Consider the following 24,243-nt stretch of genomic DNA (forward strand, 5'->3'; position numbering starts at 1 on the left):
GGGAGGAGAAGGAGGAGAAGGAGGAGAAGGAGAAGGAGGGGAAGGAGGAGAAGGCGAGTGCCTCCGCGCCTCCCGCCTCGGCCTCCGCCACCGGCGGGGCCGGCCGCCCGGGCCGTGACGCCGCCTCCGCCGCCGCTCCTCTCACCGTGACCACGGAGCCGCACGCCTGGGAGAGCCCCTGCTCCCAGCGCTACCTGGTGAATCTGCCGCCGGGACAGGTCAAGCCGCCGCCGTCGGAGCCGGGCGCGCCCGGCTGGGTGGCGGCGATGGGGGCTGTGCCGTCCGGGGAGCAGTTCCTGAAGCTGACCGTGCAGGGGACGGGCAAGGAGACCGTGGTCGTCAAGGGGCTGACGGTCCGGATGGCCGGCAAGCGTGCGCCGCTCGCGTGGAACGACTACGCCATGGGGTATCCGGGCGTCGGCTGCGGCGGTGGCGTGCCGACGAGGTTCTTCACCATCGCCCTCGACGCCACGCGCCCCGGGGTCCTGCCGGACGCGGGACACGCGGACTTCCCCTTCAAGGTGAGTGAGAGTGACCCCGAGATGTACTACATCAGGGCCGACGCCTCCGCGTACGACGTCAGTTGGTACCTGGAGCTGACCTGGTCCAGCGGGGGCCGGACGGGCACGCTGACCGTGGACGACCACGGCCGGCCCTTCCGTACGAGCGGCAACAACGGGCGTCCGGCCTACGAGTTCCCGCTGGGCGGCGAGAAGTGGGTCGAGGAGGGGACCACGCAGTAGGCACGCGGGGGCGGCTCAGTGGAACTCGTGGACCAGCTCGATCTTTCCGACGATGTGCGCGTTGAACTCGTCGAGTTCCTCGGCCGGGACCCACAGCTCCAGGATGGTGCGGCCGCCGGCCTGCTGGACCGGGTAGCGGGTCAGGAACGCGGTGTCGACCTCGAAGCGGGTGACGAAGCCGGCGCCGTCGTGCTTGACGTTCCAGTCGCGGGCGATCTTGATGGCGTAGTCCTCGTCGAGGACCGGGTAGAAGATCGGCTGCTCGGGGAGCCGGGGCGGCCAGGCGCGCCAGCCGAGGTCCCGGACCAGGTCCAGCTCCTCGGGGCCGGTGGGGCGCCACAGGGTCGTCGTCGCTCGGCTGTCGTTCTGCACGGGCACCATCAAATCAGTTGAACCGTTAGGTTGTTGACCGTCGTAGTGGTTGTTGATTGAACTGCACACTCTTCAGGGAGACGTCCATGTCCGGTGACGCCCTCAGTCAGGATCCCGCCGAGCTGCAGAGGAGGATCGACAGCAGCAAGGCACACCCGGCCCGGGTCTACGACGTCTTCCTCGGCGGCAAGGACCACTACCCGGCCGACCGGGACGCGGCGGCCGCCGCGCTGGCCGCCAACCCGCGCGGGTACCTCGACGTCCGGCACAACCGCGACTTCCTCCGGCGCGCGGTGACCACGCTCGTGGAGCAGGACGGCATCCGGCAGTTCCTCGACATCGGGACGGGGCTGCCCACCGCCGAGAACGTGCACCAGATCGCGCAGCGCATCACCCCCGAGGCGCGGGTGGTGTACGTCGACAACGACCCGGTGGTGCTCGCGCACGCACGCGCCCTGCTGACCAGCGGCCCCGAGGGCCGTACGGACTACATCGACGCCGACCTCCGCGACCCGGCCCGCATCCTCGAACAGGCCGCCAAGACCCTGGACTTCGACCAGCCGGTCGCGCTCTGCCTGGTCGCGATCCTGCACTTCGTCGCCGACGAGGAGGCCTATCCGCTGGTCAGCGGGCTGCTCGACGAACTGCCCGTCGGCAGCCGCCTGGTGCTGAGCCACCTCACCGAGGACCTCAACCCCGAGAACATCCGCGCGGTCCAGCGGACCTACACCGAACGCGGCTTCACCTTCGTGCTGCGCTCCCGGGCGGACGTCGAGCGGTTCTTCACCGAGAACCAGCTGGAGATCGCCGGCCCGGGAGTCGTCCCCGCGCACCGCTGGCGGCCCGACCACGCCGCTCCCGTCCCCGAGCAGCCGGAGGAGTCCTTCCTCGCCGGGCTGGAGGAGATCGAGAAGGTGCGGTACCGCGACATCAACGACGTCACGGACGCGGACATCAACGTGTACGCGGCGATCGGCGCGAAGGGGTGAGCCGTGGGGTTCCGGGGGCCCGCGGCGATCGGCGTGAAGGGGTGAGCCGTGGGTTTCGGTGGCCGCGTCCGTGCGCGCCCGGCGTCCGGATCCCGGAAACCTGCTTGTAGGCGGCACGTACTTCCCTAGGCTGCGGGGCACCAGGCGTCACCGCAGCCCAAGGAGCCGTGTCATGACAGTCGCCGAGCCCCTGCCCACCCACTCTCCCGTGCCGCCCCTGGCCGCGCGGGCGCGGGCCGTCGGCGGCTCTCCGGTACGGGACATCCTCGCCGTCACCGCCCGCCCCGAGGTGATCAACTTCGCCGGCGGGCTCCCGGCGCCGGAGCTGTTCGACGCCCGGGGCATCGCCGCCGCGTACGAGGCCGTGCTCGCCGAGGCGCCCGCGAGAGCGCTGCAGTACTCCACCACCGAGGGCGAACCCGCGCTGCGGGACGCGCTCGCCGCCCGCATTACCGCGCGGGGCCTGTCGACCGGCCCCGCCGACCTGCTCGTCACCACCGGCTCCCAGCAGGCCCTCTCGCTCCTGGCCACCGCGCTCCTCGAACCCGGGGACACCGTCCTCGTCGAGAACCCCTGCTATCTGGCGGCACTTCAGGCATTCGGCTTCGCCGGAGCGCGGATCGTGGCCGTGCCCGGCGACGAACACGGCGTCGACCCCGGAGCACTGGAGGAACTCGTCGTGCGGGAGCGGCCCAAGCTGCTCTACACCGTGCCCACCTTCCAGAACCCCACCGGCCGGACCCTGCCCGCCGAACGCCGCGCCGCCGTGGCCGCCGTCGCCGCCCGGCGCGGCCTGTGGATCGTCGAGGACGACCCCTACGGCGAGCTGCGCTACGACGGTGAGCGCGTGCCGTGGATCGCCGCCCACCCGGGCGCCGAGGACCGGACCGTGCTGCTCGGCAGCTTCTCCAAGGTCATGGCGCCCGGGCTGCGGCTGGGCTGGCTGCGGGCGCCCGGGGAGCTGAGGCGGGCCTGTGCCGTCGCCAAGCAGGCCGCCGACCTGCACACCCCGACCGTCAACCAGCTCGCGGCGGCCCGCTACCTCGCCGACAACGACCTCGACGCCCATGTCGCCCGCGTCGCCGGCGTGTACCGCGAGCGCCGCGACGCGATGCTCTCCGGACTGGCCGGGGCACTGCCCGAGGGGTCGGTCTGGGACCGGCCCGAGGGCGGCATGTTCCTCTGGGCGCGCCTGCCGGAGCCGTACGACACGACGGCCCTGCTGCCGCAGGTGGTCCGGCAGGACGTGGCCTACGTCCCCGGCGCGCCCTTCTACGCAGGCGAGCCCGACCGGACGACCCTGCGGCTGTGCTTCGTGACGCAGACGCCCGAGGAGATCGCCGAGGGACTGCGCCGGCTGGGGGAGGGGCTCAGTCCCACCAGAAGTGCCACGTCCGCTGGTTGAGGACCTGGTGTTCGGCGTAGGCCCGGAGGGTCGGGTGCGTGCCCTAATGGATGTTGTCGGGGCAGAACGCGAAGTGCTCGGCCGGAGCCCGAGTGCTGGTCCGCGCGCCGGATCCTGCTGCACCTGATCAGGGAGACCGCCCAGCACGCCGGGCACGCGGACCTCGTCCGGGAAACCCTGGACGGCGCGAACACCACGGCACGGCGCTGACCGGTGCGTCCTCACAGGCGGACCACCAGGGCACGGCGCTGACCGGTGCGTCCTCACAGGCGGACCACCAGGGCACGGCGCTGACCGGTGCGTCCTCACAGGCGGGCCACCACGGCACAGCGCCGACCCGGTGCGCTCTCACACGCGGGCGTCGAAGCACTCGTGGCCCTCCCCCGTCACGGGGCGGAAGCAGGCCCGGATCGTCGTGCCAGGGCTCGCCCCGGTCATGGGGGTGTAGACGTAGGACTGCGCGGCGACGCCGTCGGTGATCTCCGCGGCGTACGGACGGGCGCCGTCGGCCGGGTCCAGTTCCAGGCGGTCGCCGATCCGTGTGCTCCACATCCTCGCCCAGCCCGCCCCGCACGCGGCGCTGTAGCGCAGTTCGAGATGGGCGCCGCCGGCCGTGCGGTGTGAGGCGAGTGTGCGCGGGTCCGTGCCGCACTTCATCTGCATCGGACTCCTGCCCTCGCAGGCGGCTCCACGGCAGCGGGGCGACGGAGCCGCCGAAGGTGCTGGGGTGTGGCGCCCGTCGATGGACTGGCCCGCCAGCAGGACCAGGGCCACCGACAGGCCGCCGGCCGCCAGTGCGCAGACCGAGGCGATGATCGCCAGAGCCGCCCCTCTGCCGCCACCGGTGTTGCCCTCCCCCTCCGAAGCCGTGGGCGGGTCCCTGCGCGTCGGTGCCGCACGGCCGCTCCACTCCGACTCGGCCAGCTCCCACAACGCCAGACACCGGCCCTCAGGCTCGCCCGCCAGCCGGCACAGCTCCCGCACCGCCCGGCTCGGCGGGAGCGTCTTGCCGTTGAGGTAGCGCTCCCAGGACGACTTGCTGAACGTGGTCTTCGCCGCGAGGGCCGCCAGGCTCAGGCCGGTGCCGGTCCTCAACTCCCGCAGCGACGCGACGAGCCGGACGCGTTCGGGTGGCAGCCCGCCGGGCGGGGTGGACGTCATTCCCGCAGCGCCTTCCAGGTGTGCGGGCCGATGATGCCGTCCACGACCAGGCCGGAGCGCTTCTGGAGGTCCTTGACGGCGCGTTGCGTGTGCGGGCCGAAGATCCCGTCGACGACGCCCGGCGAGAGGCCCGCCTCCCGCAGCAGGCACTGCGCCTCGGCCACCTCCGGCCCGGCGTGGCCCATCGCCAGGACGGCCTTCTGGGTGCGGCTGTTGCCCGCGTACCAGCGGCCTTCGATCCGCTCCGAGCGGCACGTGTACACGGGGCGCTCCGGCGTCTGCGGCGTGCCCGGTGCCGTCGTGGACGCGGAGGCGGTGAGAGGGGCGGCCGCCGCTTCGCCCTCGCCGTGCGTGAGGCGTACGGCCAGCAGGATCGAGGAGCAGACGGCCAGGACCAGGGCGACGGAACCGGCGACGAGTGTGACGCGCAGGGCCCGGCCGTGGGGCCGGGGTGGTGCCGTCCCGGCCGGTGGTGTGCGCTGCTCCGCCGCCGTGCCCCACGCCTGAGCCGCGACCTCGCGCAGCGCGAGCAGGCGCGTCGGGTCGTCACCCCCGAGCCGGGCCACCGCCTCGACGGCGTCCCCGGGCGGGAGGGACCTGCCGGACAGATACCGCTCCCAGGACGACGTGCTGTAGCCCGTCTTCGCGGCCAGCCGGCGCAGGCTCAGTCCGCTGTGGTCCTTGGCCCGGCGTAATCGCACCACCAACTGCCGTACGCGCGGATCCAGTTCTTCGGGCAGCCCTTTCCAACGCGACATGTTCCCCCCACTCGCGTGTCCGGACCGTGGTCAGCGGTCCCGTCACCGCCGCATTCTGCACCAGCATCCACGCGGCACCCCAGACATCGGTTGCGTTCCCCCCGCCGGCCCCCTCCCGATTCGGCCACCGCCCGGCGGGAGCGTCCCGCCGTGTCGTCCCGGCGGGCGGTGTCCGTGCAGGTCAGGGCGTGGGACGTCCCGTGGCTACGTCACTTCTGCGGCGACTGTGGTGGATCGGCGCCCCCGGCCCGCACTCTCGTTGTCGAGCCGGCCGGTGCGGTCGGCCACCACGAAGGGGGCAAGCACCATGCGAATGACCAGGAAGCTCGCCGTCATGGCCGGGGGGATCGCGCTGACCGGTGGTCTGCTGGCCGGCAACGCCGGTACGGCCGGTGCGGCGGAGGCCTCGCCGCAGGCGGCGTCGGACTGTCCTTCGGGCTGGTTCTGCGTCTGGGCCGGGCAGAACTACACCGGGCACATGCAGAAGGTCGCCGGGACCAACAACGACCTGACCCAGTACGCCGTCTTCCAGAGCTTCAAGTCCTGGTACAACCACGGCGCGTCCTGCGACTTCAAGTGGTTCTCGGCGAAGAACCACGGCGGGTCCAGCGGGGTCATCCCGAGGGGGTACAAGACGACCGACAGCGCGAGCCACTACATGAAGTCCAACACGTGGGTGAACTGCGGCTGACCACTGGTTCGCCACAACGCCCGAGGGCGGCACCCCACACGGGGAGCCGCCCTCGGCCTGTCGTCAGGGGCCGGGCTCAGAGCCGCTCGGGCGTCCGGATGCCCAGCAGGTCCATGCCCTTCTGGAGCGTGCGGGCCGTGATGTCACAGAGGAACAGGCGGTTCTCGATCTGCTCCTGCGTCTCGGCCTTCAGGACCGGGCACTTGTCGTAGAACGTCGTGTACAGCGACGCCAGCTGGTACAGGTACGCCGCCAGCTTGTGCGGGGCGTACTCCGTCGCCGCCTCCGCCACCGTCGCCGCGAACGAGTCCGCGTGCAGGCCCAGCGCGCGCTCCGCCTCGTGCAGCTCCAGCTCGGGGTGCGCGGCCGGGCGGGCCTCGCCGGCCTTGCGCAGGATCGACTGGATACGGGCGTAGGCGTACTGGAGGTAGACGGAGGTGTCGCCGTTGAGCGAGACCATCTGGTCCAGGTCGAACTTGTAGTCGCGGTTCGCCGACGTCGACAGGTCCGCGTACTTCACCGCGCCGACGCCCACCTGGGCGCCACGCTCGGCGATCTCCTCCTCGGAGAGGTCCTGCGCCTTCTCCCGGACGACCGCCGAGGCACGGTCGATCGCCTCGTCGAGGAGGTCGACCAGCCGGACCGTCTCGCCCTCACGGGTCTTGAACGGCTTGCCGTCCTTGCCGAGGACCGTGCCGAAGGCCAGCTGGTACGCCTTCACGTCGTCGTTCAGCCAGCCCGCCTTCCGGGCCGTCTCGAAGACCATCTTGAAGTGGAGCGACTGGCGGGCGTCCACGACGTAGATGAGGCTGTCGGCCTTGAGGTTGAAGACACGGTCGCGGATGGCGGAGAGGTCGGTCGCCGCGTAGCCGTAGCCGCCGTCCGACTTCTGCACGATCAGCGGGACCTGGTTGCCGTCCGGGCCCTTGATGTCGTCGAAGAAGACACAGAGGGCACCCTCGGAGCGGACCGCGACACCCGACTCCTCCAGCAGGCGGCAGGTCTCGGCGAGCATGTCGTTGTAACCCGACTCCCCGACGATGTCCGCGTCGCGGATCTCCATGTCCAGCTTCTCGAAGACGGAGAAGAAGTAGATCTTCGACTCGTCGACGAACTTCTGCCACGTGGCCAGCGTCTGCGGGTCGCCCGCCTGGAGGTCCACCACCCGGCGCCGGGCGCGGGTCTTGAACTCCTCGTCGGCGTCGAAGACCTTGCGGGCGGCCTTGTAGAGGCGGTCGAGGTTCGACATCGCCTCCTCGCCGGAGACCTCGTCGGCCTTGTGGTCCAGCTCGTGCGGGTGCTCCTCCAGGTACTGGATGAGCATGCCGAACTGGGTGCCCCAGTCACCGATGTGGTGACGCCGGACCACGGACTCGCCGGTGAACTCCAGCAGCTGCTTCACCGCGTCGCCGATCACCGCGGAGCGCAGGTGCCCGACGTGCATCTCCTTCGCCACGTTCGGCTGGGCGTAGTCGATGACCGTGGTGCCCGGCCGCTCGGCCCGCGGCACGCCGAGGCGGCCGGTGTCGTCCGCGTAGCGCGCGGCGAGGGTCTCGGTGATCGCCCGGTCGGTGATCGTGACGTTCAGGAAGCCGGGGCCGGAGACCTCGACGTCCTTGATCAGCTCACCCGACTCGACCCGGGAGACGACCTGCGTGGCCAGCTCGCGCGGGTTGGCCTTCTCCTTCTTGGCGAGGGCCAGGATCCCGTTGGCCTGGAAGTCGGCCCGGTCGCTTCGTCGCAGCAGCGGGTCCGCGGAGCCGGCCTGCGGCAGAGCCGCCGAAAGGGCCGCCGCGAGGCGCTGGTGGACGGAGTCGCTGAGGGACGTGACCGAGGCCATGGGCGAGGGTGCCGTTCTCCTAGGGAAATCGATGGACACGGCCAGTATCCCATGGGGGTAAAGCCGTTTTTCCGGGCGCGAGGTGGTCTGGGACAATGATGCGGTCAGCCGTGCGACCGTACCGGCTGCCCGATGCAGAAAGAAGGACGTGCCGATCGTGGCTCAGAGCACCGAGACCACCGACTGGGTCTCCCGTTTCGCGGATGAGGTCATCGAGGAGTCGGAGCGCCGGGCCCCGGGCAAACCCGTCGTCGTCGCGTCCGGCCTGTCGCCGTCGGGCCCCATCCACCTCGGCAACCTGCGCGAGGTCATGACCCCGCACCTCGTCGCCGACGAGATCCGCCGCCGCGGCCACCAGGTGCGGCACCTGATCTCCTGGGACGACTACGACCGGTACCGCAAGGTGCCCGAGGGCATCGCCGGGGTCGACGAGGAAAGCTACAAGGAGCACATCGGCAAGCCGCTGACGTCCGTCCCGGCGCCGAAGGGCTCCTCGCACCCGAACTGGGCCGAGCACTTCAAGGCCGCGATGATCGAGTCGCTGGCCGAGCTGGGCGTGGAGTTCGACGGGATCAGCCAGACCGAGCAGTACACCTCCGGGGTGTACCGCGAGCAGATCCTGCACGCCATCAGGCACCGCGGCGACATCGACGCGATCCTCGACCAGTACCGCACGAAGAAGGCCCCGGCGAAGAAGCAGCAGGGGCAGAAGCCGGTCGACGAGGCCGAGCTGGAGGCCGCCGAGGGCTCCGGCGCGGCCGCAGAGGACGACGGCAGCTCCACCGCCGCCGGGTACTTCCCGTACAAGCCGTACTGCGGCAACTGCGAGAAGGACCTCACCACCGTCACCTCCTACGACGACGACTCCACCGAGCTGACCTACGCCTGCACCGCGTGCGGCTTCTCGGAGACGGTCCGGCTGAACGAGTTCAACCGCGGCAAGCTGGTCTGGAAGGTCGACTGGCCGATGCGCTGGGCGTACGAGGGCGTCGTGTTCGAGCCCTCCGGCGTCGACCACTCCTCCCCGGGGTCGTCGTTCCAGGTCGGCGGGCAGATCGTCGGCATCTTCGGCGGGAAGCAGCCGATCGGGCCGATGTACGCGTTCGTCGGCATCTCCGGCATGGCCAAGATGTCGTCCTCCAAGGGCGGCGTGCCCACCCCGGCCGACGCCCTGCAGATCATGGAGCCGCAGCTGCTGCGCTGGCTGTACGCGCGCCGCAGGCCCAACCAGTCCTTCAAGGTCGCCTTCGACCAGGAGATCCAGCGGCTCTACGACGAGTGGGACCGCCTGGACGCCAAGGTCGCCGACGGCAGCGCCCTGCCGGCCGACGTCGCCGCGCACGCGCGTGCCGTGGGCACGGCCGCCGGTGACCTGCCCCGGACGCCCCGGCCGCTGCCGTACCGGACGCTGGCGTCCGTCGCGGACATCACCGCCGGGCACGAGGACCAGGCGCTGCGCATCCTCAGCGAGCTCGACCCCGAGCAGCCGCTGACCTCGCTCGACGAGGCGCGCCCGCGTTACGACAAGGCCGAGGCCTGGATCAACACGCACGTCCCCGCCGACCAGCGGACGATCGTGCGGGACGAGCCGGACGCCGAGCTGCTGAAGTCGCTCGACGAGCAGGGCCGCGAGTCGCTGCGGCTGCTGCTGGACGGGCTGGCCGATCACTGGTCGCTCGACGGGCTGACGCACCTGGTGTACGGCGTGCCGAAGGTGCAGGCCGGGTTCTCCGCCGACGCCACGCCGAAGGAGCTGCCGCCGGAGATCAAGACCGCCCAGCGGTCCTTCTTCGCACTGCTGTACCACCTGCTGGTGGGCCGGGACACCGGACCGCGACTGCCCACGCTGCTGCTGGCGGTCGGGCAGGACCGGGTGCGGGCGCTGCTCGCGCCGTAGCGGCGCCGTCGCCGTGACGACGGAAGAGGGGCCCTCGGGTGAGGGCCCCTCTTCCGTTTGCGGGTGCGGGTGCGGGTGCGGGTGCGGGTGCTGGTGCTGCTGGTGCGGGTCAGGCGATGTGCTCGTCCGTCAGCTCTGCGTTGAGGCGGTTGGAGAATCGGTTCACCATGCGCTTGGACTCGGCCTCTTCCAGGGTGACGCCGTACGTCGCCTCGACGTCGGCCATGAACCCGCGCGGGGTGGGCGCTCCGTTCCCGCTCTTTATCGACTCACGGAAGATCTGGTAGTACGCCTCCTCGTCCGGCTCCGGGGTGGGGGGCGTGCCGCCGCCGTCCCCCAGTTCGCGGGTGCGGTTCGGGCCCACCGGGATCGGGAAGCTGCCGGTGTCCTCCGGGGAGAAGACCTCCTGCGGCTGGTCGAGGCGCTGCTCGGCCTGCGAGGGCTCGGCGATCCACTGGGCGTACTGGTCGAGGTCGTAGGCCGGGTCGTAGCCCCCCTGGTACTCGACCTCGCGAGGGGTGTTGAACCAGGGGCTCTGGTCCGGTTCGGGTTCGTGGTCGGACCGCTGGGCGTGAGGGGTGCTGTCGAGCTCCGGACGCCGCCCGCCGCTGGGGGCCGCTGCGCCCGCCTGTGCCGCCCCAGCGGCACGACCGGCCGAGGCGAGGGCGGCGTCCGCCGCGAGCGTCTTCGGTTCCGCCGCGTCAAGGGCCTGCTGCGGGGCCGGCGGTATCAAGGCCGGCTCCATCCCCGCCGCCGCCAGCCCCGCCGGAGCCGTCTCCGCCAACGGCACCCCGTACTTCGCCAGCCGCAGCGGCATCAGCGACTCCACGGGCGCCTTCCTGCGCCACGCCCGCCCGAACCGCGACCGCAGCCGCGCCTGGTAGACCAGCCGCTCCTGCTCCAGCTTGATGACCTGCTGGTAGGAGCGGAGCTCCCAGAGCTTCATGCGGCGCCACAGGAGGAACGTGGGGACCGGGGAGAGCAGCCAGCGGGTGAGGCGGACGCCCTCCATGTGCTTGTCGGCCGTGATGTCGGCGATCCGGCCGATCGCGTGCCGGGCCGCCTCGACCGCGACCACGAACAGCACCGGGATCACCGCGTGCATGCCCACACCGAGCGGATCCGGCCACGCGGCCGCGCCGTTGAAGGCGATCGTCGCAGCCGTCAGCAGCCAGGCCGTCTGACGCAGGAGGGGGAACGGGATCCTGATCCAGGTGAGGAGCAGATCCAGGGCCAGCAGGACGCAGATGCCCGCGTCGATGCCGATCGGGAAGACGTAGGAGAAGTTCCCGAAGCCCTTTTTGATGGCCAACTCGCGGACCGCCGCGTACGAACCGGCGAAGCCGATACCGGCGATGATCACGGCGCCGGCCACGACCACGCCGATGAGAACGCGGTGCATCCGAGTCAGCTGCAGTGGCGCGGCCACCCGTACTCCCCTCCCCTTGCGTGTTGTTGCGCGCAACAGGGTGGCACATGTGTACGGGGAACGGGTGGCCGGTTCCTGTCGGAACTGCTCAGCTCTTCGACGCGGGCTTCTTGGACGGCGAGGCCGAGGCGTCCTTCGAGGACTCGTCCGAGGCCTCCTCGGACGCCGACTTCGAAGGCGACTTGGACGGCTTCGACGACTCGGACGCGGCTCCGGACGGGGCGCCGTCCGCCGTGCCGCCGCCCTTGCCGTTCGCCGCCGACACCGCGTCCACGGCCTCCTTGACGGCCTTCTTCGCGTCCTTCAGCAGGTCGCCCTCGTCCGGCGTCTTCTCACCGGCCAGACCGGCGCCGTTGTAGTCGAGCGTGACCACGACGTTCTCCACACGCGCCACGATCGTCTGCTGCTTGAAGGTGCCTTCCTTCTTCTTCAGGTCGTAGTGCACGGCCGTCGCCTGGTCGCCCGTACCGGCCACCGGCTCCGACTTGACGCCCTTCGCGCCCTCGGCGGCCTGGGCCTCCTGGACCTGCTTCTCGTAGTACGCCTGGGCCAGCTTGTCGGCCGGGCCGCGGGCGACGTCCGACTCGAAGCGCAGCATCGACACGTTCAGCCAGCGGAACTGCGAGCCCTTCACGCCGTTGTTGTCGAGGCTGTCCCAGGAGCAGCTGGCACGCGTCGAGATGTCGTCCGACTTGCCCTCCTTGCCGGACTTGCTCTTCGGCACGAGGTCCTTCAGCGTCTTCTTCGAGAGCGCCTTGCACGGCTCCGGAAGCTTGTCGTACGCCGCCGCCTGCACCGTCGGTGACGGGCTCGAGGACGCCGACGCCGCTGCCTTGGCGGCCTTGTCCGTGCTGTCGCCGGAGCCGGAGTCCGAGGAGCAGCCGGCGGCGACCAGCATCACGGGGACGGCGGCCGCGCAGACAAGGACGCGGTTGAGGCGCTTCGCTCGCTGGTCTCGCTCTACTCGTCGCTGCATGGTTCCTTCACTCATGACGCTCGTGATTCCCTGCGGTCGGAACGGGTCCGAGTGGTCACCGTACGCGGTGAGGCAGCGGTGTGTTCTTCTCTCGTGTCCTTTGCGGGTGGGCGTGAAGGGGCCGTGAAGGGGCCTCAGTCGCCCAGTGAATCCGCCAGCCGGGAGGCCAGTTTCTGCGCCCTGTCCTGCATTTCCTTGCTGTCCGGGACGACACCGGCACTCGCCGGCTGCTCCGCGTACTCGATGGTCACGATGACGTTGGACGTGCGGAACGCCACAGTCACGGTCCGCTGCTTGGCCGTCGAACCGGAACTGTTCAGCCCGTCGTCGAGGAAGGCCTCGTCGCCGAGGTCCTCCAGCACCCTGGGCTGCAGATCGGTCGGGGTCGCGGAGGGAGGAGCCGAGGGCGACGAGGAGCCGGAGGGAGCCGGGGAGCCGCTCGGCGAAGCGCCCGCACCGCCCGCCGGGGTGCTGCCGGAGGCGGCCGTCTCGGTGGCGGTCGGCTCGGGCAGGTGGGCCGAGGCCTCCCGCTCCGCGAAGAGCTGCTCGGCCTGGCTGTCGTCGCTGACGGCGTTGTCGTAGGAGACGACCCGCTCGAAGTCGATCAGCAGATGGTCGGTGGCCGTGGGGGAATCCACCTTCCAGCGGCAGCCGACCTTGCGGTCGGTGTCGAACGTGCTCGTCGGCTCGCCCTCGTAGGCCTTCTCGCGCTGCTCCTCGTCGCTGATCTGCCGGATGCCGGGGAGGAGTTCGTCGAGCGTGCTCTCGCCGACCTCGGCGCAGGGCTCGGGCAGGGTGCGGTAGCGGCCGGGCTCGGCGGCGGGAGATGCCGTGCCGGTGTCGCCGGGGTTGGATTCGTCCGTCGGGCCGCCGTCGGCCGAGCCGCCGGTGCAGCCGGCCAGTACCGCCGCGAGGAGCACGGCGATCCCGGGTACCCACGCCTTCCGTTGCACGTGGTGGCTCCTCTCGACACGGATATTGGCTTGCCGCCGTACAGCGGGCGATGGACACAATGTGTATCGCACGCACTGCCGTGGACGCCGGTCCGATTTCCTTTTCGTCGACCTTGGCTCCGGTATTTGCTGTTGAAGACTTCTGTTCGTTTACGGGGGATTGAGGGCGTTATGTCATACGTAGAGATGCCGGGCGCGAAGGTGCCGATCCGGATGTGGACCGATCCGGCGTCGGTCGAGGAGGGCGCGCTCCAGCAGTTGCGGAACGTCGCCACGCTGCCGTGGATCAAGGGCCTGGCCGTCATGCCCGACGTGCACTACGGCAAGGGCGCGACGGTCGGTTCGGTCATCGCCATGCGGGGTGCGGTGTGTCCGGCGGCGGTGGGCGTGGACATCGGCTGCGGAATGTCGGCGGTGAAGACGTCCCTGACGGCCAATGATCTGCCGGGGGATCTGTCGCGGCTGCGGTCGAAGATCGAGCAGGCCATTCCGGTGGGTCGCGGGATGCACGACGACCCGGTGGATCCGGGGCGGTTCCATGGGCTGGCCACCGCGGGGTGGGACGACTTCTGGTCGCGGTTCGGCGGGGTCGCGGAAGCGGTCAAGTTCCGTCAGGAACGTGCCACCAAGCAGATGGGAACGCTCGGCGGCGGCAATCATTTTGTCGAAGTGTGCACGGACACGACCGGATCTGTCTGGCTGATGCTGCACTCCGGCTCCCGCAACATCGGCAAGGAACTCGCCGAGCATCACATCGGCGTGGCCCAGAAGCTCCCGCACAACCAGGGCCTGGTCGACCGCGACCTCGCCGTCTTCGTCGCGGACACCCCGCAGATGGCGGCGTACCGCAACGACCTGTTCTGGGCGCAGGAGTACGCGAAGCACAACCGCTCGATCATGATGGCGCTCCTGAAGGACGTGATCCGCAAGGAGTTCAAGAAGGCCAAGCCCGCCTTCGAGCCGGAGATCAGCGCGCACCACAACTACGTGGCAGAGGAGCGCTACGACGGGATGGACCTGCTCGTGACCCGCAAGGGTGCGATTCGGGCCGGTTCCGGCGAGTACGGGATCATCCCCGGCTCCATGGGCACGGGTTCGTACATCGTGAAGGGCCTCGGCAACGCCAAGTCCTTCAACTCGGCCTCGCACGGCGCGGGCCGGCGCATGAGCCGCACCGCGGCCAAGCGCCGGTTCACCACGAAGGACCTGGAGCAGCAGACCCAGGGTGTGGAGTGCCGCAAGGACTCCGGTGTCGTGGACGAGATCCCCGGCGCCTACAAGCCGATCGAGCAGGTCATCGACCAGCAGCGGGACCTGGTGGAGGTCGTGGCGAAGCTGAAGCAGGTCGTCTGCGTGAAGGGCTGACCGGCAGGCTCTACGACTCCCGGTGCACCTTGGTGTTCGATGCCTGGGCGCGGGGGCGCAGGACCAGGAGGTCGACGTTGACGTGGGCGGGGCGGGTGACCGCCCACGTGATCGTGTCGGCGACGTCGTCGGCCGTGAGGGGTTCGGCGACGCCCTGGTAGACCTTGGCCGCCTTGTCCTCGTCGCCGCCGAAGCGGGTCAGGGCGAACTCGTCCGTCTTGACCATGCCGGGGGCGATCTCGATGACGCGGACCGGCTGTCCGACGATCTCCAGGCGCAGGGTCTCGGCGAGGACGTGGGCGCCATGCTTGGCGGCGACGTAGCCACCGCCGCCCTCGTAGGTGCCGTGGCCGGCGGTGGAGGAGACGACCACGACCGTGCCGTCGCCGCTCGCGATCAGCTTCGGCAGCAGGGCCTGGGTGAGGTTGAGGGTGCCGAGGACGTTCGTCTCGTACATCCGGCGCCAGTCCTCCGGGTCGCCGGTGGCGACGGGGTCGGCGCCGAGCGCGCCGCCCGCGTTGTTGACCAGCACGCCGATCGTCTTGAACGCCGTCGCGAACTCGTCGACCGCCGCGCGGTCCGTGACGTCGAGGGTGTACGCCGTGGCCTGGTGGCCCGCCGCGTTGATCTCCTCGGCCAGGGCCTCGATGCGGTCCTTGCGGCGCGCGGTGAGGACGACGCGGTAGCCCGCCGCGGCGATTCGCCGGGCCGTGGCGGCGCCGATTCCGCTGCTCGCACCCGTGACGACGGCGATGCGGGAGGCTGCGGACGGGGCGGCGGTGGCCATGGGAGCTCCTCGGGCGTGGGTGTGCGGGGCGGACGGTGCGCAGGCACTTCCGGCCAGGATAGGTGGGCCCCGCAGTGGGAGAATGAGGCTGGGTGGTCCCCTGTTCTCCCGGAGGTGGATCATGGGTGAGGCGCGTGAGGTCATGGACCGGCTCACGGACGCGGTCACCGGACACGCCGATCTGAAGGTCATCGGCGATCTGTACGCCGAGGACGCGGTCGCCTTCACGCCTGACGAGGGCGAGCTGCGTGGACGCGACGCCATCGTCGAGTACTGGCGGACCATGACGGAGGCGGTTCCCGAGGCGACGTTCCAGACGCTGCACTCCTACGAGGCCGGTGACACGGCGATCGACGAGGGCGTCTACCGCGGGCGGAACACCGGGCCGCTGGAGCTGCCAGGCGGGGAGACGCTGCCGCCGACGCAGAAGGAGATCCGGATCCGCGGGGTGGACATCGCCACCGTGAAGGACGGGCGGATCGTCGACTACCGGCTGTACTTCGACGAGATGGACTTCCTGGGGCAGTTGGGCCTGCTCCCGCCCGACGAGCCGTTCTGAGCCCCCCCGACCGTTGTGAGCCGCCCGAGGGGCCCGGGTCAGTTTCCTCGCGGGGCGTACATGATGACGGCCATGCCCGCGAGGCAGACCAGCGCGCCCGTGATGTCCCAGCGGTCCGGGCGGTAGCCGTCGGCGACCACGCCCCACAGGATCGAACCGGCGACGAAGATCCCGCCGTACGCGGCGAGGACGCGGCCGAAGTGGGCGTCGGGCTGGAACGTCGCGACGAAGCCGTAGGCGCCGAGGGCGAGGACGCCGCCGGCCGCCCAGAGCCAGCCCTTGTGCTCGCGCACGCCCTGCCAGACCAGCCACGCGCCGCCGATCTCCAGCAGGGCGGCGAGGACGAACAGGGCGGCGGAGCGGAGTACGGACATGGCGGCCAGCTTCGCACGCCCGGTCTGTCCTGGTCGTGCCGCGGGTGTCAGTCGCCCGGGGTCTCGGCGTCGTAGCGCTCGCGGGCGTCCCTGACCTCGTCGAAGTGGTTCTCCGCCCAGTCCTTCACGGCGGTCAGGAGGAGGGCCAGGTTGTGGCCCAGGGGCGTGAGTTCGTAGTCGACGCGGACCGGGACGGACGGGGTGACGGTGCGGGTGAGGAGGCCGTCGCGCTCCAGCGAGCGCAGGGTCTGGGTGAGCATCTTCGGGCTGACGCCGGCGATCTTGCGGCCGAGGTCGCTGTAGCGCAGGGGGCCCGGGGCGAGGGCGGACACGACGAGGCTGACCCACTTGTCGCTGATGCGGTCCAGGAGCTGGTTGGTGGGGCAGCTCTTGAGGAAGGCGTCGTACTCGATGCGGGCCTGCTCGCGCCGCTGGGCCGCCGTCATGGTGGCCATGGCTCACCTCCGGGGTAGGTACGCACTCACAGGTAACTACTTACCCGTGGATAGTAACTCTTCTTAGGGTTGTGCGGGCCGGGAGGACGTCCCGGATACCGACAATCCAAGGAGCGTCGCTGTGCGTGCTGTTGTGGTGAACTCGTTCGGTGGGCCGGAGGCCGTGGAGGTCGTGGAGGCCGGGGTGCCGGAGCCGGGTGCGCGTCAGGTGCGGATCAAGGTCGCGGCGGCCTCGCTGAATCCCGTGGACGCGGGCGTGCGGGCCGGTGTCTTCGGGGGTGCGGGCAAGCGGATCGGGCTCGGCTGGGACGTCGCCGGGACGGTGGACGCGGTGGGCGTGGCCAGTGCGTGGAGTGTCGGGGACGAGGTCGTGGCGCTCGACTACGGCATGGTCGAGCCGCTGGGCACCCACGCCGAGTACGTCGTCGTGGACACGGACGCCGTGGCCCTGGCCCCCGCCTCGGTGGACACGGTCCACGCGGCGACCCTGCCGCTGAACGCGCTGACCGCCCTGCAGGCCCTGGATCTGCTGGAGCTGACGCCGGGCCGGTCGCTGCTGGTCACGGGTGCGGCGGGTGCGGTCGGCGGGTACGCGGTCCAGCTGGCCGCGCACCGGGGGATACCGGTGGCCGGGCTGGCCCGGGAGGGGGACGAGGCGTTCGTGCGGTCCCTGGGGGCCGGGCGTTTCGTCGGGGGCGCCGTCCCGGACGGGGAGTTCGACGCGGTGCTGGACGCCGCCGTTCTCGGTGAGCCGGCCCTGGCCGCGGTGCGCGACGGGGGCCGGTACGTCGGGGTCATCCCGCAGGCGGAGCCGGCTTCCGTCCGGGGAGTGCGGACGAGCGCGGTCGAGGTGAGCGCGGACGGGGCGCAGCTGGCGGAGCTGGTACGGCTGGTGGACGAGGGGGTGCTGACGACGCGGGTGGCCGAGACGTTCGCGCTGCAGGATGCCGCCAAGGCGCATGCCCGGCTCGACGGGGGCGGTGTGCGGGGGCGGCTGGTGCTCGTGCCCTGAGACCCGAGCCGGGTCTCGGGGTCCGGCCCGGGCCTCGACGACGGTCTCGGGGTCCGGCCCCGGGCCTTGGACGACGGTCTCGGGGTCCGGCCCGAGTCCTCGATGGCAGCCCCGGGGGCCGGCCCGGGCCTTCGACGACGGTCCCGGGGTCCGGCCCGAGGCCTCGATGGCAGCCCCGGGGTCCGGCCCGGGCCTTGGACGTCTCACCGGCGGGCGGCGGGGGCGTGGCGATGGCAGCCCCGGGGTCCGGCCCGGGCCTTCGACGACGGTCCCGGGGTCCGGCCCGGGCCTCGACGGCGGCCCCGGGGTCCGGCCCGGGCCTCGATGAAGGTCCCGGGATTCGGCCCGAGCCCTCGACGACGGCCGTGGCGCCCCCTCCGGGGAATAGCCCCACGTCGGCCGCCGTTCTCTAGGTATGGTTGAATCGTAAACAACCTGGAGGGTGAGCGAGCATGCAGTTCGGGATCTTCAGCGTCGGCGACGTCACGCCGGACCCCACCACCGGCCGGACGCCCACGGAGCGCGAGCGCATCAAGGCCATGGTGGCCATCGCACTGAAGGCCGAGGAGGTGGGCCTCGACGTCTTCGCCACCGGAGAGCACCACAACCCGCCCTTCGTGCCCTCGTCCCCCACGACGATGCTCGGCTACGTCGCGGCCCGCACCGAGCGGCTGATCCTCTCCACGGCCACCACCCTGATCACCACCAACGACCCGGTGAAGATCGCCGAGGACTTCGCGATGCTCCAGCACCTGGCCGACGGCCGGGTGGACCTGATGCTGGGCCGCGGGAACACCGGCCCGGTCTACCCCTGGTTCGGGCAGGACATCCGGCAGGGCATCAACCTCGCCGTCGAGAACTACGCCCTGCTCCACCGCCTGTGGCGCGAGGACGTCGTCGACTGGGAGGGCAAGTTCCGCACCCCCCTGCAGGGCTTCACGGCCACGCCCCGCCCGCTGGACGGCGTACCGCCGTTCGTCTGGCACGGGTCGATCCGCTCCCCGGAGATCGCCGAGCAGGCCGCGTACTACGGCGACGGCTTCTTCCACAACAACATCTTCTGGCCGGCCGACCACACCAAGCGCATGGTCGAGCTGTACCGCGAGCGCTACGCCCACTACGGGCACGGCACTCCCGAGCAGGCGATCGTCGGCCTCGGCGGGCACGTGTTCATGCGGAAGAACGCCCAGGACGCGGTGCGCGAGTTCCGCCCCTACTTCGACGTCGCCCCGGTGTACGGGCACGGTCCGTCGCTGGAGGACTTCACGGAGCAGACCCCGCTGACCGTCGGCTCCCCGCAGCAGGTCATCGAGAAGACGCTGGCCTTCCGCGAGTACGCCGGCGACTACCAGCGCCAACTGTTCTTGATCGACCACGCCGGGCTGCCGCTGAAGACCGTGCTCGAGCAGATCGACCTGCTCGGCGAGGAGGTCGTGCCGGTGCTGCGCAAGGAGTTCGCCGTGGACCGCCCGGCGGACGTCCCGGACGCCCCGACGCACGCGGCCCGGCTCGCCCGGGACCGAGGGTGAGGACACGGTAGGACCCGGCTCCGAGGTTGCCCGGCCGCTGGTGAGAGGGGAGTAAGAAGGACACCCCGGCGCAGCGCATACGGCCTGGGGGGCCGGGCGGCTTGGCACACTGGACGCGTGCCCCACACCGTGCTGCTCGCCGAAGACGACCGCGCCATCCGCAACGCCCTGGAGCGTGCCCTGACCCTGGAGGGCTACCAGGTCATGGCGGTCGCCGACGGTGTCGAGGCACTGGCGCAGGCCCACCGCAACCGTCCGGACGTGCTCCTGCTGGACGTGATGATGCCCGGCATCGACGGGCTCCAGGTGTGCCGGGTGCTGCGCGCCGAGGGCGACCGCACGCCGGTGCTGATGCTGACGGCCCTGGTGGAGACCGCCGACCGGATCGCCGGCCTGGACGCGGGCGCCGACGACTACGTGGTGAAGCCCTTCGACGTGGAGGAGGTCTTCGCCCGGCTGCGTGCCCTGCTGCGCCGCACCAGCCCGGTGGGGGCCGGCAGCGCACCCGTGGCCGAGGTGCCCAGGCCGCTGTCCGAGCGGTTTTTGGAGGCGGCCGGGATCCGCATGGACCCGCAGGCCCGCCGGGCCTGGCGGGGCGCGCGCGAGCTGGAACTGACCCGCACCGAGTTCGAGCTGCTGGAGCTGCTGGTGCGCAACGCGGGCATCGTCCTCGACCACTCGACGATCTACGACCGGATCTGGGGCTACGACTTCGGGCCCGGCTCGAAGAACCTCGCCGTCTACGTCGGCTATCTGCGCCGCAAGCTCGACGAGCCGGGCGCGCCGCAGCTGATCCACACGGTGCGCGGCGTGGGTTACGTGCTGCGGGAGGACTGAGTGGGCCGCCTGGGCCGCCTTCTGGCCGGGCGGCGGCCGAAGCTGGTCTCGCTGCGCACCACGTTCGCCGTGTCGTTCGCGGCGGTGACCGCGGCCGTGACGATCCTGGTCGGCATCCTGTCCTACAGCGCCGCCGCCCGGCTGGTGCGGGTGGACCAGCAGACGGTGTTCGACGAGGTCGTGCAGGATCTGCGCGACGAGGTGCGGCAGAACCGCATGACGCCCGGCGACTTCTCGTCCGCCGCCCCCGGCCACGACCTCGTACGGCCCGCCCGCACGGACGTGCAGGTCCTCGGCCCGGACGGACACGTCGTCGACGCGGGCAGTCCGGGGCTGCCGGTCACCGGAACCGACGCGCGGATCGCCGCCCAGGCGCTGTCCGGGCAGGTGGCCGAGCACAAGGACGTCGACGTGGGCAACGACGTCTACCGCGTCGCCACCGTCTCCCTGGGAGGCGGCCGGGGCGCGGTGCAGGTCGCGCAGGAGTTCAGCGACGTCGAGGACCTGCTGCGGGCGCTCCAGCAGCGGACGTTGCTGCTGATGGCCGCCGTGGTGATCGGCGCCGGGTTGTTCGGCTGGTGGCTGGCCCGGCGGATCACGCGCCGCCTGGTCGTGCTGACCGACGCCGCCGAGGACGTCGCCCGCACCCGCCGGCTGGGCATCCAGGTGCCCGTGGCCGGCCATGACGAGGTGGGCCGCCTCGGCCGGGCCTTCGACCGCATGCTGGGCCGGCTCGCGCAGTCCGAGGAGGACCAGCGCCGCCTGGTCCAGGACGCGGGCCACGAGCTGCGCACGCCGCTGACCTCGCTGCGCACCAACATCTCCCTGCTGCGCCGGATCGACGAGCTCCCGCCGAAGGCCCGCGAGGAGCTGGTCGCCGACCTGGGCCAGGAGGCCCGGGAGCTGACCGACCTGGTCAACGAGCTGGTGGATCTCGCGGCCGGGCAGTCCGACACCGAGCCGCCGCGGCGGGTGGACGTCGCCGACATCGCCGAGGAGGTCGCGGGGGCGGCCCGGCGCCGCAGCGGCCGGGAGATCCGGCTGCGCGCGAGCGGCGACACCACGACCGACGGGCGGCCCGGGATGCTGACCCGGGCGCTGTCCAACCTCGTCGAGAACGCGGTCAAGTTCGACCAGGGCGGCCGGGCCCCCATCGAGATCGTCGTCTCGGGGCCCGCCCGGCCCGGCCGGATCCGCGTCGAGGTCCTCGACCGGGGGCCGGGCATCGCCGAGCGCGACCTCACCCGGGTCTTCGACCGCTTCTACCGCGCCGCCGACGCCCGCTCCCTGCCGGGCTCGGGCCTCGGCCTGTCCATCGTCCGCGAGGTGGCCCTCGCCCACGGGGGAGCGCCGTTCGCGTTCCGGCGGGAAGGGGGCGGGACGGTCACCGGGTTCACGGTGGGCGGGGGGATCGACTGACTCCACGGGACTGCGCCGAGGTGTCTGCCGGTCCCGAGCGGGGTGGTGCGGGGCGACCGGTCCAGGGCGGTTCAGTCCGCGAGGGAGTAGAACCCGATTCCCGAGTTCGGCCGGAATCCGATCCGCGGATACACGGGCGCCCCGGCGGCGGTCGCGTGCAGTGTCGCGCGGGTCAGGCCGGTCGCGCGGGCACCCTCGTACAGGGCCTTGCGGGTCACGGCCTCCCCGTAGCCCCGCCGTTCCCACGCCGGATCGGTGGCGACGAGCACGACGAAGAGCCGCCCGTCCGCCTCCACGGTGGCGGCGCAGGTCACGGGGACCCCGTCGCGCAGCCCCACGTACGCGTACACGCCGCCCTTCCACAACGAGGACCCGGCGAGCCCGTCCCGCCCGTCCTCCAGCGGGAAACCGTAGGCGCGCGAGTTGATGTCCGCGTACGCACGCAGCAGGTCGTCGCTGTCCACGCGTGCGAAGGTCAGCTCGGGATGGGCGGGCTCGGGGAGGGGCGGCAGGTCTGCCGCCATGCCGGTGCCGGGGAAGGCGTACCGCAGGCCCGCCTGCTCGGCGGCCGCCCCGAGCGCGGCACGCGCCCCGTCGTCGAGCAGGGCCTCGAAGACCCACAGGAACCCGGGGTGGGATTTCGCGCGCATGATCTCGGCGGCCTCGTTCAGCCGCTGCTTCAGCACCCCGGCGTCCGCCCCGGCCTCCGTCAGGGTCACGCAGTTCCAGAAGGCGAACCGGCAGTCGGCCCACCGCACCGCGATGCCCGGCAGGTCCCGCACGTCGGCGCGGGGATCCCGGTCGAGCACCATGGCCCGCCAGACCGTTGCGAGCTGTTCCATCGACTCGATCGCGTCCGCGATGTCACGCACGGGGTCCCCCTCAGGTCACCGACTGCTGCCGCACCGGTCCTGCCCGTCAACGGCCCGGATCATCCTCCCGCCCGGCCCGGGGAGCTGTTTGTGGCCGGTAAACACCCCGGTCAGCCGGGTCGTGAGGGGCGGCTTCAGTTCCCGGTGGCGCGCCCGTAGGTGACGATGGCCGCGCCGCTGTCGAGCACGGTGTGGCCGGAGAGCTCCCAGCCGCGCGGATCGAAGGCGGCCTTGTGGGAGAAGACCGGGATTCCGGTGCCGATGGTCAGCGGTGCCGTCTTGAGGATGAGCTGGTCGATCTCGCTGTACAGAGCACCGGCCAGTTCCGCGCCGCCCAGCAGCCAGATGTCCTTGCCGTCCTCCTGCTTCAACTGCCGGACCTTCTCCACGGGGTCGTCGGCGACCAGTTCGACGGCCGGGGCCGGAGCCTCGGTGAGGGTCCGGGAGAAGACCAGGTGACGCAGGTGAGGGTAGGCGTCGTCGATGCCGGCCTTGAGGCCGATCTCGTAGCTGCGCCGTCCCTCCAGGACGGTGTCGAAGTGCGTGCCCTGCGCGGTGACGGACAGGGCCGCCCGGGCATGGACGGGCAGGGTCTCCGGGTACTCCGTCACAAGGTGCTGGATGTAGTCCTCGGGGATCGGCCAGAAGCCGGCCGGGCCCGTGGGGTCGGCACCGTCCGGCCCCGCGATGAAACCGTCCAGCGTGGTGGCGATGTAGTACACGAGCTTTCGCATGCGGTGCTCTCTCTTCCGGGTCTGCTGGAGGGGTGACTGCGCGACCGCCTGAGCGGCCCTCCAGCAGGCTGGGCCGTTGCGGGCGAGTGGTCAGACAGCGGGCGAATGGTCAGGCAGCGGTCAAGTGGTCAGACAGCGGGCGAGGGGGAGGAAGGCGTCGTGCATGCCCTCTCGGGCTCGCCCTCCGCGACGACGGCCACGGCACATGACGAGGGCGGAGCCCGAAAGCTCCGCCCGAATGCCATGAAACCCCGGCTCAGGGCCACACCAGGCAGTACGGCTGATGCCCCGCCTCATGCAACCGATGGCTGAAGTCCTGCCACTCGTGCAGCAGTTGGTAGACGTTGAACGCGTCCCGGGGGCCGCCCCGGTCCGGGACCGTCGACCAGATGAAGGCCGCCGCGCCCACCGCCTCCTCGCCGATGCCGCGCAGGGGGTCGACGACCGTCATCGGGAGTTTGACCACGGCGTAGTCGGGGTGCAGGACGACGAGCTCCAGCGGGGGGACCTTGTGCAGGGGGACGCCTTCGATGCCCGTGAGGACCATCGCCGCCATGGTCTCCGGCTTGATCTTCGTGAACATGCCGTTCATGCCGAGCTCGTCGCCGCCGAGCTCCTCGGGGCGCATCGAGATCGGGACGCGGGCCGCAGTCGCGCCGTCGGGCGCGCCGAAGTACTTGTACGTCACCCCCACCCGACCACCATTCCCGCTGCTCCCGGCCCGAAGATCGTCCATCCGACGTTCAGTACGTCCGGCGGCCCGCTCCGGTTCACCCGGTGAACCCTGTGTCCGACGCGGCTCCTGAGCGTCCTCCGCCTCGCGCCGGTGCCGTCCCCGCCGGGCACGTCGAGGACCCAGGTCATCGGTCCCCTCGCCCAGTCCGCCACCGCGATGCATATCTCCACCCGACTGCTTTCCCAGAACGCGTCGCCCCCGCCGCGCAACCCGATCATCGTGTCAGTGACCTCCCCCACGGCCGCCCGCCGAAACGTGCGCTGAAACAACTGTCCGCGGGATGTCCGCAGCCTCCGACCACGCCGGGGCCGTGCGAGCTGTGTGTATCGGGTCCAGTCTCGCAGACGACG

24 protein-coding genes and 1 pseudogene are annotated in these 24,243 nt (G+C 71.4%); 11 read left to right on the plus strand and 14 right to left on the minus strand.

All coding sequences use genetic code 11. The features are described 5' to 3' along the window. Positions 1-758: 758 nt before the first annotated feature. Complete coding sequence (locus FDO69_RS36290) at positions 759-1,115, minus strand: hypothetical protein (RefSeq protein WP_234388248.1); 357 nt, start codon at positions 1,113-1,115, stop codon at positions 759-761. Positions 1,116-1,201: 86 nt separating this feature from the next. Between FDO69_RS36290 and FDO69_RS36295 the strand changes: the two genes are divergently transcribed. Together FDO69_RS36295 and FDO69_RS36300 are read left to right on the plus strand one after the other, a co-directional pair. After that, positions 1,202-2,104, plus strand: coding sequence for an SAM-dependent methyltransferase (locus tag FDO69_RS36295; RefSeq protein ID WP_104787201.1), 903 nt, complete (start codon positions 1,202-1,204; stop codon positions 2,102-2,104). Positions 2,105-2,276: 172 nt separating this feature from the next. Continuing rightward, positions 2,277-3,509 (plus strand): aminotransferase-like domain-containing protein, encoded by a 1,233-nt coding sequence (locus tag FDO69_RS36300; protein WP_104787204.1) that lies wholly within the window; start codon positions 2,277-2,279, stop codon positions 3,507-3,509. On the opposite strand, the pseudogene FDO69_RS42490 reads toward FDO69_RS36300, so the two are convergent. Next, positions 3,475-3,591 (minus strand): annotated as a pseudogene (locus FDO69_RS42490) (DUF4253 domain-containing protein); the annotation flags it as partial. The gene FDO69_RS36300 and the pseudogene FDO69_RS42490 sit on opposite strands and share 35 nt — an antisense overlap. 44 nt (positions 3,592-3,635) lie before the next feature. Between FDO69_RS42490 and FDO69_RS36310 the strand changes: the two are divergent. After that, complete coding sequence (locus FDO69_RS36310; RefSeq protein WP_420878571.1) at positions 3,636-3,719, plus strand: mycothiol transferase; 84 nt, start codon at positions 3,636-3,638, stop codon at positions 3,717-3,719. Between the two features lie 138 nt (positions 3,720-3,857). Here the strand turns inward: FDO69_RS36310 and FDO69_RS36315 are convergent, their stop codons facing one another. Together FDO69_RS36315 and FDO69_RS36320 are read right to left on the minus strand one after the other, a co-directional pair. Beyond that, positions 3,858-4,670, minus strand: coding sequence for a helix-turn-helix domain-containing protein (locus FDO69_RS36315; RefSeq protein WP_104787207.1), 813 nt, complete (start codon positions 4,668-4,670; stop codon positions 3,858-3,860). Next, on the minus strand, positions 4,667-5,428 hold the full coding sequence (locus FDO69_RS36320) for a peptidoglycan-binding protein (protein ID WP_104787210.1): 762 nt from the start codon (positions 5,426-5,428) through the stop codon (positions 4,667-4,669). Before FDO69_RS36320 ends, FDO69_RS36315 begins: the two co-directional genes overlap by 4 nt. A gap of 307 nt (positions 5,429-5,735) precedes the next feature. Here FDO69_RS36320 and FDO69_RS36325 point away from each other — a divergent pair, with 307 nt between their 5' ends. Continuing rightward, entirely contained in the window at positions 5,736-6,119 is a 384-nt protein-coding gene (locus FDO69_RS36325) for a peptidase inhibitor family I36 protein (RefSeq protein ID WP_104787213.1), read from the plus strand. Between the two features lie 76 nt (positions 6,120-6,195). Here FDO69_RS36325 and argS read toward each other — a convergent pair whose 3' ends face one another. Further along, positions 6,196-7,959, minus strand: a complete 1,764-nt coding sequence (argS, locus tag FDO69_RS36330) for an arginine--tRNA ligase (protein WP_104787215.1) — start codon at positions 7,957-7,959, stop codon at positions 6,196-6,198. A 148-nt stretch (positions 7,960-8,107) separates the two neighbouring features. On the opposite strand from argS, the gene lysS reads away from it, so the two are divergent. Continuing rightward, the gene (gene lysS / locus FDO69_RS36335) at positions 8,108-9,856 is read left to right on the plus strand and encodes a lysine--tRNA ligase (RefSeq protein WP_104787218.1); all 1,749 of its coding nucleotides are present in this window, start codon (positions 8,108-8,110) and stop codon (positions 9,854-9,856) included. A 109-nt stretch (positions 9,857-9,965) separates the two neighbouring features. On the opposite strand, the gene FDO69_RS36340 is transcribed toward lysS, so the two are convergent. The 3 genes from FDO69_RS36340 to FDO69_RS36350 form a co-directional block, all read right to left on the minus strand. Further along, complete coding sequence (locus tag FDO69_RS36340) at positions 9,966-11,285, minus strand: DUF2637 domain-containing protein (RefSeq protein WP_104787220.1); 1,320 nt, start codon at positions 11,283-11,285, stop codon at positions 9,966-9,968. 88 nt (positions 11,286-11,373) lie between these two features. After that, positions 11,374-12,261: a DUF3558 family protein gene (locus FDO69_RS36345; protein ID WP_234388249.1), complete on the minus strand. Its 888-nt coding sequence runs from the start codon at positions 12,259-12,261 to the stop codon at positions 11,374-11,376. Between the two features lie 134 nt (positions 12,262-12,395). Continuing rightward, positions 12,396-13,214, minus strand: a complete 819-nt coding sequence (locus FDO69_RS36350) for a hypothetical protein (RefSeq protein ID WP_104787226.1) — start codon at positions 13,212-13,214, stop codon at positions 12,396-12,398. Between the two features lie 171 nt (positions 13,215-13,385). Here FDO69_RS36350 and FDO69_RS36355 point away from each other — a divergent pair, with 171 nt between their 5' ends. Then, on the plus strand, positions 13,386-14,579 hold the full coding sequence (locus tag FDO69_RS36355) for an RtcB family protein (protein WP_104787229.1): 1,194 nt from the start codon (positions 13,386-13,388) through the stop codon (positions 14,577-14,579). Positions 14,580-14,589: 10 nt separating this feature from the next. On the opposite strand, the gene FDO69_RS36360 is transcribed toward FDO69_RS36355, so the two are convergent. Beyond that, positions 14,590-15,366 (minus strand): SDR family NAD(P)-dependent oxidoreductase, encoded by a 777-nt coding sequence (locus FDO69_RS36360; RefSeq protein WP_104787232.1) that lies wholly within the window; start codon positions 15,364-15,366, stop codon positions 14,590-14,592. A gap of 121 nt (positions 15,367-15,487) precedes the next feature. Between FDO69_RS36360 and FDO69_RS36365 the strand changes: the two genes are divergently transcribed. Further along, a complete protein-coding gene (locus tag FDO69_RS36365) occupies positions 15,488-15,925 on the plus strand; it encodes an ester cyclase (RefSeq protein ID WP_104787235.1) in 438 nt (145 codons plus the stop codon). A gap of 38 nt (positions 15,926-15,963) precedes the next feature. Here FDO69_RS36365 and FDO69_RS36370 read toward each other — a convergent pair whose 3' ends face one another. Both FDO69_RS36370 and FDO69_RS36375 read right to left on the minus strand, forming a co-directional pair. Beyond that, entirely contained in the window at positions 15,964-16,299 is a 336-nt protein-coding gene (locus FDO69_RS36370) for a YnfA family protein (protein WP_031140913.1), read from the minus strand. 47 nt (positions 16,300-16,346) lie between these two features. Continuing rightward, a complete protein-coding gene (locus FDO69_RS36375) occupies positions 16,347-16,754 on the minus strand; it encodes a winged helix-turn-helix transcriptional regulator (protein ID WP_104787237.1) in 408 nt (135 codons plus the stop codon). Between the two features lie 121 nt (positions 16,755-16,875). Here FDO69_RS36375 and FDO69_RS36380 point away from each other — a divergent pair, with 121 nt between their 5' ends. The 4 genes from FDO69_RS36380 to FDO69_RS36395 all read left to right on the plus strand — a co-directional run bounded on the left by FDO69_RS36380 (position 16,876) and on the right by FDO69_RS36395 (position 21,551). After that, on the plus strand, positions 16,876-17,766 hold the full coding sequence (locus FDO69_RS36380) for an NADP-dependent oxidoreductase (protein ID WP_104787240.1): 891 nt from the start codon (positions 16,876-16,878) through the stop codon (positions 17,764-17,766). Positions 17,767-18,218: 452 nt separating this feature from the next. Then, complete coding sequence (locus tag FDO69_RS36385) at positions 18,219-19,295, plus strand: LLM class flavin-dependent oxidoreductase (RefSeq protein WP_104787242.1); 1,077 nt, start codon at positions 18,219-18,221, stop codon at positions 19,293-19,295. Between the two features lie 117 nt (positions 19,296-19,412). Then, positions 19,413-20,132, plus strand: a complete 720-nt coding sequence (locus FDO69_RS36390; protein ID WP_104787245.1) for a response regulator transcription factor — start codon at positions 19,413-19,415, stop codon at positions 20,130-20,132. Then, on the plus strand, positions 20,133-21,551 hold the full coding sequence (locus FDO69_RS36395) for a sensor histidine kinase (RefSeq protein ID WP_104787248.1): 1,419 nt from the start codon (positions 20,133-20,135) through the stop codon (positions 21,549-21,551). Between the two features lie 71 nt (positions 21,552-21,622). Here FDO69_RS36395 and FDO69_RS36400 read toward each other — a convergent pair whose 3' ends face one another. From FDO69_RS36400 to FDO69_RS36410, 3 genes are all read right to left on the minus strand, one after another. Further along, the gene (locus FDO69_RS36400; protein WP_420878572.1) at positions 21,623-22,393 is read right to left on the minus strand and encodes a GNAT family N-acetyltransferase; all 771 of its coding nucleotides are present in this window, start codon (positions 22,391-22,393) and stop codon (positions 21,623-21,625) included. A 164-nt stretch (positions 22,394-22,557) separates the two neighbouring features. Continuing rightward, a complete protein-coding gene (locus FDO69_RS36405; protein ID WP_104787254.1) occupies positions 22,558-23,157 on the minus strand; it encodes a dihydrofolate reductase family protein in 600 nt (199 codons plus the stop codon). A gap of 256 nt (positions 23,158-23,413) precedes the next feature. After that, entirely contained in the window at positions 23,414-24,055 is a 642-nt protein-coding gene (locus FDO69_RS36410) for a hypothetical protein (protein WP_170320991.1), read from the minus strand. Positions 24,056-24,243: the final 188 nt, after the last annotated feature.

Source organism: Streptomyces tibetensis, assembly GCF_007655005.1.
Lineage (GTDB): Bacteria > Actinomycetota > Actinomycetes > Streptomycetales > Streptomycetaceae > Streptomyces > Streptomyces tibetensis.

Excerpts from the sequence above, each read along its gene's own strand:
- FDO69_RS36320 (WP_104787210.1), bottom strand. The coding sequence starts at position 5,428 with ATGTCGCGTTGGAAAGGGCTGCCCGAAGAACTGGATCCGCGCGTACGG.
- argS (WP_104787215.1), bottom strand. The coding sequence starts at position 7,959 with ATGGCCTCGGTCACGTCCCTCAGCGACTCCGTCCACCAGCGCCTCGCG.
- FDO69_RS36355 (WP_104787229.1), top strand. The coding sequence starts at position 13,386 with ATGTCATACGTAGAGATGCCGGGCGCGAAGGTGCCGATCCGGATGTGG.
- FDO69_RS36315 (WP_104787207.1), bottom strand. The coding sequence starts at position 4,670 with ATGACGTCCACCCCGCCCGGCGGGCTGCCACCCGAACGCGTCCGGCTC.
- FDO69_RS36300 (WP_104787204.1), top strand. The coding sequence starts at position 2,277 with ATGACAGTCGCCGAGCCCCTGCCCACCCACTCTCCCGTGCCGCCCCTG.
- FDO69_RS36360 (WP_104787232.1), bottom strand. The coding sequence starts at position 15,366 with ATGGCCACCGCCGCCCCGTCCGCAGCCTCCCGCATCGCCGTCGTCACG.
- FDO69_RS36410 (WP_170320991.1), bottom strand. The coding sequence starts at position 24,055 with ATGCATCGCGGTGGCGGACTGGGCGAGGGGACCGATGACCTGGGTCCT.
- FDO69_RS36385 (WP_104787242.1), top strand. The coding sequence starts at position 18,219 with ATGCAGTTCGGGATCTTCAGCGTCGGCGACGTCACGCCGGACCCCACC.
- FDO69_RS36370 (WP_031140913.1), bottom strand. The coding sequence starts at position 16,299 with ATGTCCGTACTCCGCTCCGCCGCCCTGTTCGTCCTCGCCGCCCTGCTG.
- FDO69_RS36345 (WP_234388249.1), bottom strand. The coding sequence starts at position 12,261 with ATGCAGCGACGAGTAGAGCGAGACCAGCGAGCGAAGCGCCTCAACCGC.
- FDO69_RS36365 (WP_104787235.1), top strand. The coding sequence starts at position 15,488 with ATGGGTGAGGCGCGTGAGGTCATGGACCGGCTCACGGACGCGGTCACC.
- FDO69_RS36375 (WP_104787237.1), bottom strand. The coding sequence starts at position 16,754 with ATGGCCACCATGACGGCGGCCCAGCGGCGCGAGCAGGCCCGCATCGAG.
- FDO69_RS36295 (WP_104787201.1), top strand. The coding sequence starts at position 1,202 with ATGTCCGGTGACGCCCTCAGTCAGGATCCCGCCGAGCTGCAGAGGAGG.
- FDO69_RS36405 (WP_104787254.1), bottom strand. The coding sequence starts at position 23,157 with ATGCGAAAGCTCGTGTACTACATCGCCACCACGCTGGACGGTTTCATC.
- FDO69_RS36325 (WP_104787213.1), top strand. The coding sequence starts at position 5,736 with ATGCGAATGACCAGGAAGCTCGCCGTCATGGCCGGGGGGATCGCGCTG.
- FDO69_RS36400 (WP_420878572.1), bottom strand. The coding sequence starts at position 22,393 with ATGGAACAGCTCGCAACGGTCTGGCGGGCCATGGTGCTCGACCGGGAT.